General features: G+C 64.5%; 13 protein-coding genes. 12 read left to right on the forward strand and 1 reads right to left on the reverse strand.

The annotated features are described in order from the left end of the window. Positions 1-50 precede the first annotated feature (50 nt). The 11 genes from tssC to EEQ99_RS17140 are packed head-to-tail and all read left to right on the forward strand — an operon-like array spanning position 51 to position 15,400. The gene (gene tssC, locus EEQ99_RS17090; RefSeq protein ID WP_127430788.1) at positions 51-1,439 is read left to right on the forward strand and encodes a type VI secretion system contractile sheath large subunit; all 1,389 of its coding nucleotides are present in this window, start codon (positions 51-53) and stop codon (positions 1,437-1,439) included. Then, positions 1,436-2,266 (forward strand): type VI secretion system accessory protein TagJ, encoded by an 831-nt coding sequence (locus EEQ99_RS17095; protein WP_127430789.1) that lies wholly within the window; start codon positions 1,436-1,438, stop codon positions 2,264-2,266. The genes tssC and EEQ99_RS17095 overlap by 4 nt, the downstream gene beginning before the upstream one ends. Continuing rightward, entirely contained in the window at positions 2,259-2,768 is a 510-nt protein-coding gene (tssE, locus tag EEQ99_RS17100) for a type VI secretion system baseplate subunit TssE (RefSeq protein ID WP_048338150.1), read from the forward strand. The genes EEQ99_RS17095 and tssE overlap by 8 nt, the downstream gene beginning before the upstream one ends. Next, positions 2,761-4,542 (forward strand): type VI secretion system baseplate subunit TssF, encoded by a 1,782-nt coding sequence (gene tssF / locus EEQ99_RS17105; RefSeq protein WP_127430790.1) that lies wholly within the window; start codon positions 2,761-2,763, stop codon positions 4,540-4,542. Before tssE ends, tssF begins: the two co-directional genes overlap by 8 nt. A gap of 20 nt (positions 4,543-4,562) precedes the next feature. After that, positions 4,563-5,564, forward strand: a complete 1,002-nt coding sequence (tssG, locus tag EEQ99_RS17110) for a type VI secretion system baseplate subunit TssG (RefSeq protein WP_097543427.1) — start codon at positions 4,563-4,565, stop codon at positions 5,562-5,564. A 10-nt stretch (positions 5,565-5,574) separates the two neighbouring features. Next, on the forward strand, positions 5,575-6,768 hold the full coding sequence (locus EEQ99_RS17115) for a type VI secretion system-associated FHA domain protein (protein ID WP_097543395.1): 1,194 nt from the start codon (positions 5,575-5,577) through the stop codon (positions 6,766-6,768). Beyond that, positions 6,758-8,098 carry a type VI secretion system baseplate subunit TssK gene (gene tssK / locus EEQ99_RS17120; RefSeq protein ID WP_047616899.1) on the forward strand — a complete coding sequence of 447 codons (1,341 nt, stop codon included), beginning with the start codon at positions 6,758-6,760 and terminating at the stop codon, positions 8,096-8,098. Before EEQ99_RS17115 ends, tssK begins: the two co-directional genes overlap by 11 nt. Beyond that, positions 8,095-9,621 carry a type VI secretion system protein TssL, long form gene (gene tssL / locus EEQ99_RS17125; protein ID WP_097543394.1) on the forward strand — a complete coding sequence of 509 codons (1,527 nt, stop codon included), beginning with the start codon at positions 8,095-8,097 and terminating at the stop codon, positions 9,619-9,621. The genes tssK and tssL overlap by 4 nt, the downstream gene beginning before the upstream one ends. Next, on the forward strand, positions 9,618-13,094 hold the full coding sequence (tssM, locus tag EEQ99_RS17130) for a type VI secretion system membrane subunit TssM (RefSeq protein ID WP_127430791.1): 3,477 nt from the start codon (positions 9,618-9,620) through the stop codon (positions 13,092-13,094). Before tssL ends, tssM begins: the two co-directional genes overlap by 4 nt. Before the next feature lie 10 nt (positions 13,095-13,104). Further along, positions 13,105-14,478, forward strand: coding sequence for a type VI secretion system-associated protein TagF (tagF, locus tag EEQ99_RS17135; RefSeq protein ID WP_097543392.1), 1,374 nt, complete (start codon positions 13,105-13,107; stop codon positions 14,476-14,478). Beyond that, positions 14,468-15,400, forward strand: coding sequence for a serine/threonine-protein kinase (locus tag EEQ99_RS17140; protein ID WP_097543391.1), 933 nt, complete (start codon positions 14,468-14,470; stop codon positions 15,398-15,400). The genes tagF and EEQ99_RS17140 overlap by 11 nt, the downstream gene beginning before the upstream one ends. Here EEQ99_RS17140 and EEQ99_RS17145 read toward each other — a convergent pair. Then, positions 15,397-16,536 carry a polysaccharide biosynthesis/export family protein gene (locus EEQ99_RS17145; protein ID WP_097543390.1) on the reverse strand — a complete coding sequence of 380 codons (1,140 nt, stop codon included), beginning with the start codon at positions 16,534-16,536 and terminating at the stop codon, positions 15,397-15,399. The two genes, EEQ99_RS17140 and EEQ99_RS17145, sit on opposite strands and share 4 nt — an antisense overlap. Before the next feature lie 205 nt (positions 16,537-16,741). Between EEQ99_RS17145 and EEQ99_RS17150 the strand changes: the two genes are divergently transcribed. Then, positions 16,742-17,089, forward strand: coding sequence for a DUF488 domain-containing protein (locus EEQ99_RS17150; RefSeq protein ID WP_063474124.1), 348 nt, complete (start codon positions 16,742-16,744; stop codon positions 17,087-17,089). Positions 17,090-17,114 lie beyond the last annotated feature (25 nt).

Here is a 17,114-nt window from a genome sequence, read left to right on the forward strand (position 1 = left end):
TTCGCCGCCGCGCCTGACCCTTGCGTTCGAACATCTGTGTCAGGTTGACGATGGGTTCCAGCACTGAATGGCGGCGCCGGGCGGATCAGCTGATTACGCTGATCGACGAAGCGCTGAACAGGCAAGTCAATGCCATCCTCCACCATCCCGATTTTCAGGCGATGGAGGCGAGATGGCGAGGCCTTGCCATGCTCGTGCGCGAGGCAAGCCGCAGCGGCGAGGTGAAGGTCAAGCTTCTCAGCGTCAGCTGGAGCGAGCTCGCGCGAAGCATGGAGCGTGCCAGCGATTTCGACCAAAGCCATCTCTTTGAACTGATCTATAGCCGCGAGTTCGGCATGGCGGGCGGCGAGCCCTTCGGCCTGCTGGTCGGCGACTATCATCTTTCTCCCGCCGACCCGGCCGGTGGCGATCCGGTCGGCACGCTGTCGCAGATCGGCATGGTGGCGGCGGCCGCCTTCTGCCCCTTTATTGCGGGTGCAGCGCCGCAGGCGATCGGGCTTGAAGACTTTCACGAGTTGAACCGGGTCAACGACTTTTCCTGGCTTGCCCATGAGACGGCCCGCATCCGCTGGAACGGTCTGCGTGCACGGGAGGATTCGCGTTTCCTCGGGCTTGTCGCACCGCGCATCCTGATGCGCTCGCCGCTGACGCCTCATGCGCGCGATCGCAACGACGGCTTTCCCTTCCGCGAAAGCATCGCCGCCGACGGCAGTTCGCTTCTGTGGGGCAATGCCGCTTTCGCCTTTGCCACTGTCGTCATCCGAAATTTCATCGTCTCAGGCTGGTTCGCGGATATCCGCGGCGTCACGCAGGATGCTGTCGACGGCGGCCTGCTGAGTGCAGCCGACCTGCCGCCTTATGATTTTGGCACCGAAAGCAACGGACTATCAGCCCAGCCGCCGGTGGAAATCCAACTGACCAGCGGCCAGGAGCAGCAGCTTTGCGATCTCGGCATCATCCCCGCCGCCACCACCTATCTCTCCGCTTCGGCGATTTTCAATTCCAATCAGTCGCTGCATGCGCCGCCGCACTATTCCAACGAACATGCCCGCCAGAACGCCCGCCTCGCCGCCATGCTGCAATATGTGCTCTGCGCGTCGCGCTTCTCGCATTATCTCAAGGTCATCATGCGCGACGAAATCGGCCAGCTTTCGGATGCGATCTCGATCGAGCGGAAGCTGGCGGACTGGCTGACCGCCTATACGCTCGGCAACGACGACGCCGACATCGCGCTGCGCACCCGTTTTCCCCTGCGCTCGGCCGGCATCAGCGTCGCCGAGATTCCGGGCAAGCCCGGCAGCTTCTCCTGCACCGTCCGGCTGCAGCCGCATTTCCAGCTCGATGACGTTGCCACCAGCTTCCATCTCATCGCCGAGACCGCGACCACCGGCCAGACCCCGAGCCGCCCCATTGTCATACCCGAGAGGATGTCCGCATGACGCTTTCCGCCAGCATCGCCCAATCGCTCAGCGACGACGCCCTCGATGACGCGATCGAGGAGGTCAAGGCGCATCTGAAGGTCAAGCCCTCGGATCAGGAGGCGCGGCATCTCTATATCGACCTTCTCGTGCTTGCCGGTGATTATCAGCGGGCGGACAATCAGTGCAGCCTTGCGGCCACCCTCTCTCCCGACACGACGATGGGGTTCGCCTTGCTGCGCAATGAGCTTCGGGCAATGGCGGCGCGTGACGCCTGGTTTACGAGCAGCGCCCTGCCGGAATTTCCGCAGGGGCCGAGCGAGCTCGACAAGCTCGCCGTCCGCCTCGGCATCGCCCATCGCGGCGGGGATGCGGATGAGGCGAGGACCGCGCTCGCTGCGCTCGAGAACCTGAGGGGCGAGCGCCCACTGATCTGGAACGGCAGGGCGGTCTCTGATTTCCGCGATCTCGACGACCGCACGCCGCACGCTCTCGAAGTCATCATGACCGGCGGCGCCTATCTCTGGATCGATTTCGCCAAGATCGCAGCTCTGTCGATAGAGCCAATTGCCCGTCCGCGGGATCTCGCCTTCCGCCGCGCCGAGCTCTCGCTGATCGACGGCGCGGCCGCGTCGGTGCTTCTGCCTGCGGTTTATCATGGCACCGGCAAGGATGCGACGCTCAGGCTTGGCCGTGAGACCGAATGGATCGAGGAACCCACGGGCATCACCACCGGCCGCGGCCAGCGCTGCTACCTCGCCGGCGACGAACTGGTTTCCTTCCATGACACCCAAAGTCTGGAGATCGTGCCGGCAACGGCTGCCGGCAGGCAGGTTGCGCATGGTTGATCCGCTCGAACGCTACCGGCTGCGCGACCGCGTCCTTGCCCGCTCGATCCTCGACAGGTTGATCGACGAGGCTCCGGATCGCGCCGTCGATCCGCCGATGAGCCTCGTCGATCAGGTCCGCGACGTCAGGGAGGCGATCCGCCGCGATCTCGAAGCGCTGCTCAACACGCGGCGCTGCCCGACCACGCCGCCGACGGCACTTTCCGAACTCAAGGACGCCCTGGTGAGCTATGGCGTCGACGGCGTCGTCTCGGCAAATCTGATGACCGACCAGGCCAAGCTCAAGCTGGCGCAAGCGATCGAGCGGCGGATCGCGCTTTTCGAAACGCGCCTTTCCGATGTCAGGGTGACGATCCTCAAGAGCCGGACGATGACCGAACGAGCGCTGCGCATGCGCATCCAGGCGACCTTCCGTCTGCATGAAGGCATGCCGCCGATCAGCTTCGAGTCGACCATCGATCCCTCGACCCAGCGCTTCCTCGTGGAGGCGGCGCATGGCTGAAGGTTTTCTGCACCGTTACAATGAGGAGTTGCTGGCGCTGCGCCGCCGGGCCGCACGTTTTGCCGATGCCTTCCCGAAGATCGCCGGCCGCCTGCGCATGACGGGAGACGTCGCCGACGACCCGCATGTGGAGCGCCTGATCCAGAGTTTCGCCTATTCGGCCGCCCGGGTCCGCCAGAAGCTGGACGACGAGTTTCCCGAACTGACCGACAGCCTGCTCGAAACGCTCTATCCCCATTATCTCTCGCCGCTGCCCTCGATGAGCATCGTCAGGTTCCGACCGAGCGACACGCTCGCCTCGGTCCAGACAGTGCCGCGTCATACGGAAATCCTGGCCGAGCCAGTGCGAGGGGAGGCCTGCCGTTTCCGCACCACGCAGGATGTCGAGATGGCGCCGATCGAGATCACCGGTGCAGCACTTTCCGGCCAGCCGATCAATGCGCCGCTTTCGCCCTATGCCGGCGTTGCCGGCTGCCTCAGGCTCTCCATCCGCTCTCTCGATGCCCAAAAGCCCCTTGGCAGCCTCGGCGTGAACCGGCTGCGCCTGCACATTCCCTCCCCCTGGCAACAGGCGGTGGCGATCTACGAACTGCTTGCCAATCACACGCTCGGCATTGCGCTTGCCAAACATGCGGACGACCGGTCGCCGGTCTTCCTGCCGGCGGGGAATCTCAAACCGGTCGGCTTCGAGCCCGAAGAGGCCATGCTGCCCTATCCGGCGCCGAGCTTTGTCGGCTACCGGCTGCTGACCGAATTTTTCGCTCTGCCACGGAAGTTTCTTTTTCTCGACATCGAAGGGCTCGATGGCTGGCGCGGCGAGACGCTGGAGCTCTTCGTCTACCTGAGGGACAGCGACGCCAAGCTCGAGCGAGCGGTGTCGGTCCGCGACTTCGCGCTCAATGCGACGCCTGTCGTCAACCTCTTCCGCCAGGTCTGCGAGCCGATTGCCATCGACGGCACCCGCACCGAATACCGTCTCCTGCCGGACGCGCGGCGCCAGAAGACCCGCGAGATCTATTCGATCGATCGCGTTCTCCTGACCGGATCGCGCGGCCAGGAGGAATTCTGCCAGCCGTTCTTCGGACGCTCGCAACGGGCAGGCGCGAGCCCGACCTATTGGCAGGCCTATCGCCGTTTCGACGAAGACGACAGGACCAGCGACATGGACGTCGCCTTCGTCGATCGCCAGCGCCGCTCCGCCGGTCCCGTCGATGCGGTCGCGAGCGTCGATACGCTCTGCCTCAATCGCGACCTGCCGGAACAGCTCCCCTTCGGCGGCGGCCATCCTTTCCTGCAGCTCGCCTCCGGCCATGAAGCGGTCGCAAGTGTCGAAGCGCTGATCCCGCCGACGCCGTCGGTCAGGATGAACGATCAGGAGGGCCGAAACTGGCGGCTGATGTCGCATCTCATTCTCAATCACCTGTCGCTCTTCGACAATGACGGCGCGGCGCTGAAGGACATCCTGTCGCTCTACGCCTTCCGGGACAGTCCCGAGACCAAGCAGTTCGGCGATGCGCTCGTCCGGATCAAGGCGGGCAACTCGACCGCCCGTCTCGGCAGCGGCGGCATGGTGCCCGGTACCGAGATCGCGCTCGAATTCGATCCGGCCGCCATCGACCGGCCCTCGGCCTTCCTGTTCGGCAGCGTGCTCGACCGTTTCTTCAGTCTCTATACCTCGGTCAACAGCTTCACCCGGCTGACCATCGGGATGAAGGGGCAGTCGAGGCCGATCGCCCGATGGCCGGCACGCGCCGCCGAACGCCCGCTGCTCTGAGGAAGGATCGCTCTCAAATCATGGATCTCCCCGTCGCCCGCCAACCAGACGCCCTTGCCGATCTGCTCGAACGCGACCCCGGCCGCTTCGAGCCGGTGACGGCTTTCCGTGTTGCGCAGGCTTCGGTGGAGGAAGGGCGGCTCGATGTCGCCGCCCATGTCGGCGTCTCGCCGGCGCCGCTTGCGGTCAGCGGATACAGCCGCAAGGCCGGCCGGGCCGTCATCCGCAGCGCGCTTGCCGGTCTCGTCGGCGCGCTCGGCTCGATGCCGTCGGCCTATAACGAACTTGTCATGCGCGAGGAGCGCAACAGGTCACGGGCGCTGGCCGGCTTTTTCGACCTGTTCGGTGCGCGGATGGCGGAACTCTTCACCGACGCCTGCGAGAAATACCGCATCGCCCGGCGGCTGCGCTGGGGCGGCACGTGGGCAAACAACGCCTTCGTCACCACGCTCCTGTCGCTCACCGGTTTCGGCACCAAGCGTCTCGTCGAAAAGAGCGGCGTCGACGAAGAGCTGATCCTGCGTTTCTCCGGCTTTTTCGCCGCGCGCAACCGCAATGCTTCCAATCTGCGCGCCATGCTGCGCGAATTCAGCGGCCTGCCGGTGGAGATCGAATTGTTCCGCGGCCGCTGGCTGACCATCCCGGTGGAGGAGCGCAGCCGCATGGGCCAGCCGCAGGGCGTCCAGCTTGGGATCAATGCGACGGCGGGTGCAGCCATCCACGATTTCAGCGGCGGCTTTCGCATCGTCATCGGTCCGCTCGGCTATGCCGATTACCTGCAGCTCGCGCCGGGCGGCCGCGCCATCACCGAGCTCTTCGCCCTGACGCGGCTCTATGTCGGCGCCGCACTCGAATTCGACATACAGGCCATCCTGAAAAAGGAGGACGTCCCCTTCTGCCAGCTCGGACAGGTAGGCGATCCGCCGCGCTTGGGCTGGAACAGCTGGGCGAGGGTCGCGCCGGCGGCAAAGGACAGCGGCGATGCGGTGATCGTCGAGCGCCTGTCGGTCCAGGCGCGGTGAGGAGACGAAGATGCGGCTTGAACTGAAAGAGATCACCAGCGACGCGATGGCGCCAGGCCAGCCGAAATGGTTCTTCGAACGCGGCCGGCGAACGCTCGGCCGGGCGCCCGATTGCGATTGGCGGCTGCCGGAGGATCGGCGCTCCATCTCCAAGCTCCATTGCATCATCGAGCGCGACCGCGAAGGCTTCCTGCTGCGTGACCAGAGCGCAAACGGCTCCCGGGTCAACGGCATCGCCGTGCATGAAGGCCAGATCGTGCGGCTTTCCGACAGGTCGCGGCTGGAGATGGGCGGGCTTGCCTTTTCCGTCCACATATCAGGCGACAAGGACCGCGAGATCGAGGATCCCGATGCCGCCCTCGTGCTGAGCGACGAACCGCTGACCATCTCCGCAATCCTGGCCGATATCGCTCCGGGCGGCCATACCGCAAACGGCGTCCTTGGCGAGCGTGCGGTCGATGATTGGGGTCTTCCCGAAAAGGCCGGGAAAATCGGAGCGGCCTCATCCCGCAGTGTCGAGATCGGCTGGAGCGGCCCTCCGGAGATCCGGTCAGCCACCCAGCTTCTGCCGGAAGACTGGAATGTGGAGGAGACCGAATACGGCAGCCACCTGGAACATGGGGCCGCCACCCATGTCTCCGTGCCGATCGCCCAGCGCCGGCCGGCGCCGGTGATCGGGATCATCAACGACAACGATCCGCGGCCCGAACCGGAGCCCGAGGAATTTCCGGCGCTGGCGATCGGCCGGCCCGACGCCTTCGCCGATCGTCTGGAGCCGCTGCTTGTCCGGCTCGAGCAAGCCATCGAGAATAGTTATGCGGTTTTCGAGATCAACGCGCCATCCTCCGACGGCGAGCAGGATTTCCTGGCCGGCGGCAGAGAGGAAGCGCTCCTTGCCCGCTTCGAGACCATGCTCGGGCAGCAGCTCAAACTCAATTCCGCGCTCGAGGCTCTCGTTCAGGCGGCAGGCCGGCTGGAGCCGCGCATCATCGAGGCGCGGGTCGAGACCGGCGCCTGGCGCCTGCCCTGGCGCCGGGACCAGGCCTATTGGCAGGCTTACCGGGCACTATTCGAAAAGGACGGCGAGAGCCGCTCGATCCATGACGTGTTCCGCGATGCGATGTCCGGCGCGGTGGACGACACGCAGGCACCGCCTCGTCCGCAAGACAGGCAGGAAGGAAAAGACACACATCATGAGGAATGAGAACCGGGTGGCCTGGAGCGAAGGCATGTTCCTTCGCGTGCAGCATTTTCAGCAGGCGGACCGCTGGACGGAGCGGCTCGTGCGCACCGCGACGCACGGCCTGTCGCCCTACCCCTGGGGTGTGGCCGAGATCGGCATCGACCGCGGCGCATTGGCGATCGGCCAATTCGCGCTGTCGAACCTGCGCGGCGTCTTGCCCGACGGAACGCCGTTCGAAGCCCCCATCGATACCGATCTGCCGCCGCCGCTCGATCTCGACGAGAACACCAAGAATACGATCGTCTATCTGGCGCTTCCCGCCCGCCAGCCGGGCAAGGCCGACGTGGCGCTGAACGGTGGCGCCGCACGCAACAGCGTCCGTCTCGTCGCCTCGCCCTACGAAGCGCCCGATGCCAATGTCGAGACCGACTTCATGGCGCCGATCGATGTCGGCCGCCTCAGCCTGCGTTATCTCCGGACCGGCGACGAGCTTGCCGGTTACGAGCTCATCGGACTTGCCCGCATCATCGAGGTGCGCTCCGACCGGGCCGTGATCCTCGATCCGGACTATATCGTGCCGAGTCTCAACTGCACGGCCGCGGGACGGCTGAACGAATTGATCACCGAACTGCTCGGCATCGTGCGCCACCGCGCGGAGGCGATCGCCGAACGGATCGGCGACCCCACCATTCGAGGAACGGCGGAGGTCGGCGACTACCTGCTCTTGCAGATCCTCAACCGCGCCGACCCGATGCTGAAACATATTTCGGCGAATGCGACGCGGATCCACCCCATCGTCTTCTACGAAAACTGCATCCAGCTTGCCGGCGAGCTCGCCACCTTCACGACAGACCGCAAACGCGCCAGCGACTTCCCGCCCTACCGGCACGACGACCTGAAGGCGACCTTCGCCGCCGTCTTCGACGATCTGCGCGCTTCGCTGTCCTCCGTGCTCGAACAGGCGGCCGTGGCAATCGAGCTGGCCGAACGCCGGCATGGTGTCAGGATCGGCACGATCAACGACCGTTCGCTGCTCAGAGATGCCGGATTCGTGCTGGCGGTCCGGGCCGAGATGCCGGCCGAGGACGTGCGCCGCAAGCTGCCGGCGCAGATCAAGGTCGGCCCGGTCGAGCGCATCGCCGACCTCGTCAACGTGGCGCTGCCGGGCATTCCCGTGCGGCCGCTGCCGGTGCTGCCGCGCCAGCTCCCCTATCGCTCCGGCACCATCTATTTCGAACTCGACACCAAAAACCCGCTTTGGAAACAACTCGACACTTCGGGCGCCATCGCCGTGCATCTTGCCGGCGATTTCCCCGGGCTTGAAATAGAATTGTGGGCCCTCAGAGAATGAAGACCGAACCCGCCTCCACCTGGCAGAACCTGCCGACCATCGTCGAACTCACCGAGGATGGCACTCGGAAAAAGCAATCCGCCCGCAAGATGGCGGAGATGCTGGATGACGTCCTCGACTTTCCCGAAAGCGAGGCAGGAAAGCCGCCGGTGGGATCACCTCCGAAGAGCGCCGCGTCCATCGAAACCCTCGTCCGGGATTTTCGCTTCGGCGCCGACGACGTGCCGACGCTGGTACGCTCGGCCGCACCGCTGCTCAACCTCGCCCATGCCCTGCGCTACACGGAAGAACAGCCCGAGATCGACGCTTTGCGCCAGCTGGCGATCGAAGCCGTCGGCCGCTACGAGCGCGATCTGGCGAGCGCCCGCATCAGCCCCGAACGCGCGCGCGCCGCCCACTACGTCGTCTGCGCGACGGTCGACGATGTCGTGCTCAGCAAGGCCTGGGGCGTTCGCGCCGGCTGGGCCCGCTCGGGTCTCGTTTCCACCTTCCATATGGACGTGACCGGCGGCGAACGGGTATTCGACCTGCTCGATCATTTCCAGCAGAGCCCCGGCGCCAACAAGGACCTGCTGCTGCTCATCTATCTCTGCCTGTCGCTTGCCTTCGAGGGCCGCACCCGCGTCTCGGCGCGCGGCGGGCTGGAGCTCGGCCGCATCCGCGACAGTCTCTACAAGACGTTGCTCGGCCAGTACGGCGTGTTCGAACGGGAGCTGTCTCCCCATTGGAAGGGTGTTTCGGCCCGGCATCAGCCGCTGCGCACCGCGGCCGCGATCTGGACGCTGCTTTCGCTTCTGACCCTGATCCTGGCGTTCGGCTATCTGTTCTTCACGCTCTCGCTCAATCGCGCCTCCGACGGAACCTTCGAGCGGCTCGCCAAGCTGCCGCCGCGTGATATGCCGAGCGTGCTGGTCAAGGTGCCCGAACCGCCCCCTCAGCCGCCGCCTGTTGTCGTCGCCGAAACCCCGCCGCCGCCGCCACAAGTGAAACCGCCGAGCCGGCTCGACAATCTGCTCGCCTTCCTTCAGCCGGAGGTCGAGAAAAAGCTGGTCACGCTTTCGGACTCGAATGGCAGGCTGCTGGTCCGGATCAGCAATTCCGGCCTGTTTGCCACCGGCAGCGCGGAGGTCAGCCAGAAATTCCACGATCTTCTCCAGCGGATCGGCGGCGCGCTGGCCGCAGAGAATTTCCGCGCCGTGGTGGTGGGCTACACGGACAATGTGCCGATCCGCACCGTCCAGTTCCCCTCCAACTGGCACCTTTCCGAAGCCCGCGCCAAGGCGGTGGGCGAAATCCTCGGTTCGTTCACCGGGCCGGGCGCGATCCTGACCGAGGGGCGTGCCGACACCGATCCGATCGCCGGCAACGATACGCCGGAGGGCCGGGAGATGAACCGTCGCACTGAGATCCTGGTGCTAACCGATCCGAGCGAGCGGCTGAGCGATGCGGGTATGACGACACCGCGCCAGGCCGACATGCCGGATGACCCGACGGCGCCTGCTGCAGGAGGTGGTTCGCGATGAACCCGCTCAGTTATTTCTATACGCTGCGCTCCTATGTGGAGGCCTATGCCGGCCTCCTCGGCCGGCGCTTCATCTCGATCATCTGGGTGGCGGCAATCTGCGTCGTCATCTGGTTCTACGGCTATCTCGCCGCCTATGGCGATTTCAAGCCGCTGGCGAGCGCCAGTGCGCGGCTGACGCTGATCGGCATCATCATCGCCGCCTGGTTTGCTTATCTCGTCTTCACCACCATCCGCGACCGCCGCCGCGACAAAAAGCTCGTCGAAGGCATAGAGCGGGACGCGGAAGCCGAAGCGGCGGCCAGCCAGCAAGCCGAAGTGGGTGAGATCCACAATCGGCTCAAGGAAGCGCTGCAGCTGCTGCGCCGCATCACCAAGAAGCGTTTCGGCTATATCTACGAGCTGCCATGGTACGTCATCTTCGGCGCGCCGGGTTCCGGCAAGACGACGGCGCTCACCAATTCCGGCCTCAAATTCCCCCTCGGCGATGCGCTCGGCAGCAATTCGGTGCAGGGGATCGGCGGCACGCGCAACTGCAATTGGTGGTTCACCGACGAGGCCATCCTCATCGACACGGCTGGCCGCTATACGACGCAGGACGATCTGAATGGCGCCGCCAAGGCCGGCTGGGAAGGATTTCTCGGCCTGCTACGCAAATACCGGCGTTCGCAGCCGATCAACGGCGCGCTGGTGACGCTGTCGATCGGCGATCTCCTGACGCGCGATCCGGAGGCACAGCGCGAGGAGGTCAGGGCGATCCGCCAGCGGCTTTCCGAGCTCGACGAACTCCTGCATGCCCGCGTGCCGGTCTATCTGCTTTTGACCAAGGCCGATCTCCTGACCGGCTTCGTGGAATTCTTCGACGGTTTCAACAAAAGCGATCGCGAACAGGTCTGGGGCACGACCTTCGGCCTCGACGAAAGCTACAAGGCGGCAAACCTGCCGGAACGCTTCATGGAGGAATTCACCCTGCTGCAGCAGCGCGTCGACGCCATGCTGATCGAACGCCTGCAGCAGGAACCCAATCCGGAGCTGCGCGGCCGGATCTTCCGCTTTCCGGCCGAACTCACCTCTTTGAAGGAGCGTCTGCACGAGGTCGTCACCGAGCTTTGCTCGGGTTCGAAACTGGTGGAGGCGCCGCTCTTGCGCGGCATCTATTTCGCTTCCGGTACCCAGAGGGAGGAGACGGTCGCCGTTCCCCGCATGCGACGCAGCTATTTCCTCCCGCGTCTCTTCAAGGAGGTGATCTTCGGCGAAGCCTCGCTGGTCGCCCGCGACAAGCGGCTTTCCGGCCGGCAACTCCTCTTCCGCCGCGCCGCCTATGCGAGCGCGGTTCTGTTGCTGGCCGTCGTGCTGACAAGCTGGACGGCCACCTATATCCAGAACACCACCGCGCTCGCCGCCGCCGAAAGGCGCATAGACGCCTATGAGCAACTGGCGCGCGGCGTGCCGGTTCGCGACGTTTCGGATGCGGATTTCCTGCGTATCCTGCCGGCGCTCGACAATCTCGCCGCCGTCACCACCGACTTTTCGAAGACCCGCGTCTGGCCGGTCAGCCTCGGCCTCGACCAGGAAGGCAAGGTCGCCAGCCGCCAGCGCGAGGCCTATCAGCGGGCGCTGAACGCGCTGCTCCTGCCGCGCATGCTGGTGCAGCTCCAGAAGGACATGGCCGAAACCACCGACGTCACCCGAACCTTCGACGCATTGAAGCTCTACGGCATGCTCGGCGGGCTCGGCCCCATGGATGCGGACTTCGCATCGCTTGAGGCGGAGGACATGTTCACGAAACTCTACCCCGACGAAGGCAGGGCCGCGGCCCGGAAGGCGTTGATCGCCCATGCCAATGTGATGGCGCGCGGCGCGCTGCCGCCGATCGAGCTCGACAAGACGCTGATCGCCAAGGCGCGCGACATCATCCGCTCGCAGAATATCGCCAGCCGCGCCTATGACATCCTGGCGGAATATCGCGAGTCCCGCGCCCTTCCCGCCTGGAGCCCGGCAGGCGCGCTCGGGCCGCTCGGTGAACAGGCTTTCGAGAGAACCTCCAAGGCGCCGCTCAGCGAAGGCATTCCCGGCCTTTTCTCCGCGACCGGCTACCGCACCGTCGTTCTCACCGGGATTACCGACGCCGCGCGCGAGGCGCTCGATGAGCAATGGGTCCGCGGCGATCCCAATCCTGCCGGCGTGACGGTCGATACGGTCGCCCAGGCGACGCTGCAGCTTTACTTCGACACGTTCGAGCAGCGCTGGTCGACGATCCTGGCCGATATCAGGGTAAAACCTTCCCAGACGATCGGCGATGCGGCAGAAACCACCCGCATCCTGGCGGGCAAGCCCGGTCCGGTCGAGACGATCACCAAATCGATCGTCGCCACCACCGATCTGCGTGGACCCGGCGCGGAAATCGCCTCGGCCGCCAGCGACAGCCTGCCCGCGTCGACCACCGCGCTTGCCAGCGCGGCGAATGCACCCGACCCGTTCGGCCGTCTGCGCGAAGCGCTGAAGGCGCCTGCCGGCCAGTCGCCGCCTGCCGAGCAGCCGAAGGATGCGCCGCGATCGGAAATCGGGCAGCTCGAGCCGATCCTGCAGAGAGTGCAGGAGCAGCTTTCGCGCGCCACGACCTCCACCGCCGAAGTCGCGAAAGTCTTCGACGTCGACAGTCAGCTGACAGACGCCAATCAGGACCTGCTGCAGCAGGCCCGCAAGCTGCCGGCGCCGGTCGACACCTGGATGGCCGGGCTGGCTGCGGATGTCGGATCGCTGGCGGTCAAATCCGCACGCTCACGCATCAGCGACGCATGGGCGGCCGAAGGCGCAGGCTTCTGCTCGAACGTCGTCACCGGCCGTTATCCCTTCGAGCGGAAATCACCGCGCGACGTGGCGATGAGCGACTTCATCAGGCTTTTCGGGCCGGAGGGACTGTTCAAGACCTTCTTCAAGGAAAAGCTCGAAGCCTTCGTCGACACCAGCGCGTCGCCATGGGGCTGGAAGGGCACCTTCGGCGCAGCGAGCATTCCAAGCACGGCGATCGCCCAGTTCGAAAATGCCGACAAGATCAACCGCGCCTTCTTCCCGGCCGGTAGCGACAACCCGTCGATTACGATCAACGTCAAGCCGGTATCACTGACCGAGGCGGCCAGCGCCGTGATGCTGGAGATCGAAGGCGAACGCGTGGTCTATTTCCACGGCCCGATCCAATCGAAATCGATCACTTGGCCGTCGACGGAAGCAAGCAATGCTTCCCGCCTCGCCTTCCAGCCGGGTGGCTGGCAGCAGGCCTTGACGGAAAATGGCGATTGGTCGCCCTTCCGGCTGTTCGACGATGCCGACATCGCCATACAGGGCGACGACCTCTTCCGGGCGAAATTCCAGCAGGACGGCCAAGCGGCGGAATTCGACGTGCAGTTCGGTTCGGTGCTCAATCCATTCCGGCTGGAGGCGCTCGGCGCCTTCTCATGCCCGGCACAATTCTGACCGGTCTGATATGAACGAGCGCGCCGCCCTGGACCGAAGCCCGAGCGAAACCGACAGGATCGGCTTCTTCGGCAAGCTGCCGAGCCACGGCGATTTCGTCTCGATGGGGCTCGGCCGCGGCCTGCAAACAGCACTTGACGCCTGGCTGCAATCGGGATTGCAGGCAGCGCAGCAGGACCTCGGCGAGGATTGGGAACGCCGGTTTCGCCTCATGCCGGCATGGCGTTTCATCATCGAGCGCGGCCTCTGGGGACCGGCAACCGTTGCCGGCGTCCTGCTTCCCAGTCTCGACCGCGTCGGGCGCAGCTTTCCGCTTGTTATCGCGGCACAGCTTCACGGCTTTTCCGAGCATCCGCGCCAACTCTATCTGGACGATACGTGGTTTACGGCGGCCGAGGCGATCGCCGAAAGCTCGGCCAAGCGGGATTTCGAGATCAACCATTTCACCGCAAGCCTGAAGCGGCTGAGGAGCTTGCGGCCGGCCGATCTCGCGGAAAACGAGACGCTGCAGGACAGAGCGTCCAGCCGCGGCACGATCTGGTGGCGGATCGATCCCGAGGAGCGGCGGGCCAAGGGATTTGGCGTCACTGGTGCCCCGGAACCTGCTCACTTCGCAAAGCTGCTGCGCGAAAGTGCCAGTGTGGTTTCAACGGCGCCGCAGCCAGAAACAGTCGCGACACCGCGTCCTGTTGTCGTCGAACCGCATCCTCCTCTGGTGCTCCGGCACAGCCATGCCACGCATGCAGGAACAAGGCTTGCCGTCAACGCCGATGCGCTGCTCGTTTCGGAAACGCCCTCGCTCTTTGCCGTCGCCGATGGCGTGGGTGACGGCAACACCGCGGCCGAAGTCGGCAAGATCGCCGTTCACGTGCTGGCCGAAACGGCGAAGCAGCAGACGATCGAAGCGCAGGTGCAGGAGGTCAAGGGCAAGCTCGGCCGTGCCCACGGCCTGCTTCAATCGGCCTATCATTCCTCCGATCGCGAGCCGTCGGCCGCCAGCATCGTCGTGCTGGCCACGCTTGGGGACAGCTGCGCCTTGCTCTGGGTCGGCGATGCCCGCTGCTATCTCTTACGGGACGGCATGATGCGCTGCCTCACCCGCGACCATGTTGAGATCGGCCTGCGGCGCACGCTCTCGCGCGCCATCGGCATGCGGGGACATCTCATCCCCGAAGTCCGTTTCGGCGGACTGCAGGCCGGCGACCGGCTGCTGCTCTGCAGCGCGCCGCTGCCGAATGCGATCCCTGAACGCGGCATCGCCGAAATCCTGCTTTCCGCAAAGATCGAAAAGGCGGCCGACATCCTCGTCCACGAGGGGCTGATCGCCAATTGCCGTGACAATCTCAGCGCCATCGTGATCGATGTGAAGACCGATGAGCCGTGAACCTCCGGACGCGGATTTCGAGGAGATCGCGCGACGTTTCTCCCATCTCTGGCAGGCCTTGAATGCCAGGGCGGACAGTCGGTATCCGCTCGAGACCCGGCAGATGCTGGTCGACCGGGTCCGGGATGCGCTCGATCGAGGCGAGGCCCGCCTCAGCGATACCGATCCCGGGGTCATCGCCAACAGCTTCGCGCTCGAGGCGCTGGTCCATGACGGCGCGCTGACCCAAATCTATCGTGCCCGCCATCGTGATCTCGGAACGCTTCATGCCATCAAGATGCCGCGGCCCGAGCACGCCGATGACCCCGTGCTGAGGAAGCTCATGCTGCGTGAAGCCGAGATCGGCATAACGCTCCGTCACCCTCATATCGCTGGAACACAAGCGGTTCTGCGCCTCGCCGACGGACGCCCGGCCCTGGTGATGGAATGGCTCGGGAGACGGCTTGCGGATCGCTTGCAGGAACAACCGTTATCTCCGGATGAGGTCATCTCGATCATGATTTCGGCGCTGTCCGGGCTGGACGCCATCCATGCCGCCGGCACCGTGCATTGCGACCTGTCGCCGCTCAATCTTCTCGTTGCCGATGGCGACCTCTCCCATTTGAAGATCGCCGATTTCGGCATCGCGATCGAGGTCGGGTGCCGGCACGGGCAACTCGATCTCGCCTTCGCCGGCCAACCGGATTTCGTGTCTCCGGAACAAATGGCCGGTGAATCGCTCGACGGCCGATCCGATCTCTATGCCGCTGGACTTCTGCTGTCCCTGCTCCTGCATCATTGCGGCGAGGAAGGCGAAGAGCTTCAGGCTTTAGAGGCGTTGGCGATCTGCCTGTCACAGCACAATCCTGAAGACAGGCCCGAGAATGCGAAGGCCGCCTTGCATCTGCTCGGCGGCCTCGCGAAACGTCCAGTCGGCGCTTAGTTGCCGCTCGATCCGGGGATCGGCGCTGCGGCCGTCGGCACGCTCTTCTGGTAGACGTTGAAGAGCTTGGCAAAATCCACCAGGCTGGCGTTGCTGGCGTAGATGATATCGCCATCCATCATCTGGAATCGCTGCATCAACGCCAGATTGGAAACGTCCTTCAGATTGACCCGGTAGATCACCGGCTTGGTGCGCACCACAGCCGGCGCGGCATTCTTGCCATTTGCGGCTGCAACCTGCGTATAGACCGGCTGGTTGCGCAGCACATAGAAATTGCTTGCATCGGCACGATCGTCGAGCAGGCCGCCGGCGCGCCCGAGCGCCTGGGCCAACGTCAGCTTGCCCGGTTCGAATTCGAACTCGCCGACACTCTTGAAGGCGCCGAAAGCGGTGAAGGTCGGCGAGTCCTTGTCGACATAGATCTGATCATCAGGCAGCAGGTAGACATTCTGTTTGCTGTCATCGATGACGCGCTGGAGCGGCACCGTGGCGCGCTGCTTGCCGCGCATCAGCGTGACGGTCGCCGATCCTGGCGCCGACGATGCACCGCCGGCAAGAGCGACCGCATCGAGCACGCGCTCCTTGCGTGCGCTGAGCGGGAAACGGCCGGCGGAGCGTACATCGCCATTGACGGTGAAACCGCTGGAGGGCCTGTCGACAACGGTGACGACGGCCTGCGGATTGACCGCCGAGCCCTTGAGGCCGGTGACGATGCGCGTCTGCAGGGCTTCCGGCGAGGAATCCACCACCCGCTGCTTGCCGATGAAGGGAAGCGTCACATTCCCCGTCGAATCGACGGTGAACCGGCCGAGATTGAGGGTCTTGCTCTGGGTCGAGGAGAAAAGTCCATCTTCGCCGGGATCGAGGATCGTCACCTCGATGACGTCGCCGCGCCTCAGCTTCGTATCGGCAAATCCACCCGAGCGCATAAGGCTGAGCCCGGGATCCGTGGCCGCATAGGCCAGCGGGGTGACCGCAACCGGACCCATCGGCGCTTCAGAGAGCCTGACCACCGGGATCCGCTCATTACTTTGAGGGGCAGTGGCATTATAAAAACCACCGGCGGTTGGGCCATCCGATGGCCGGGCGCAGGCACTGAGAACTGCGACAAGGACGAGCGGCGCCAACTTTCGCATCAAGTATCCTTTTGGCAATATTGAGAGAATCGGAAAATATCAGCGGCATGCGACCGAGCAATACCAGTTGCACGCGAAAAATCAATTATGACAGTCCAGAGGTAGGCATGTGTGACTAATTGGCAACCATCAGCCCCTCGGTGGAACCAAATCCTTCGCCCGTCTTTTCGGTCGAAGTTGGCGTCGACTCATGGCGAATGAGCAAATGGCTTTGCGCATCAAACGAATCTACGAGCCGAAGGAAGACAGTGATGGCACCCGCATCCTGGTCGACAGGTTATGGCCGCGCGGATTGAGCAAGCAGGATGCGGCAGTCGATATCTGGTTGAAGGATATCGCGCCAAGCCCGGCGCTGCGCCGATGGTTTGGCCATGACCCCGCCAAATGGACGGAGTTCCAGCGCCGCTACCGGGACGAACTGGAAGAAAATTCATCGGCCGTCGAAGAATTGAAACGCCAGATCCGGCAATCGGACGCGACACTTCTCTACGCTGCGAAAGATCTGCGCCACAATCACGCGATCGTCCTCCAGCGTTTCATCGGCAAGGACTGACACCGGCAACAAGCCGTTTCTTCGT

This window comes from Rhizobium anhuiense (assembly GCF_003985145.1).
GTDB classification, from domain to species: Bacteria; Pseudomonadota; Alphaproteobacteria; order Rhizobiales; family Rhizobiaceae; genus Rhizobium; species Rhizobium anhuiense.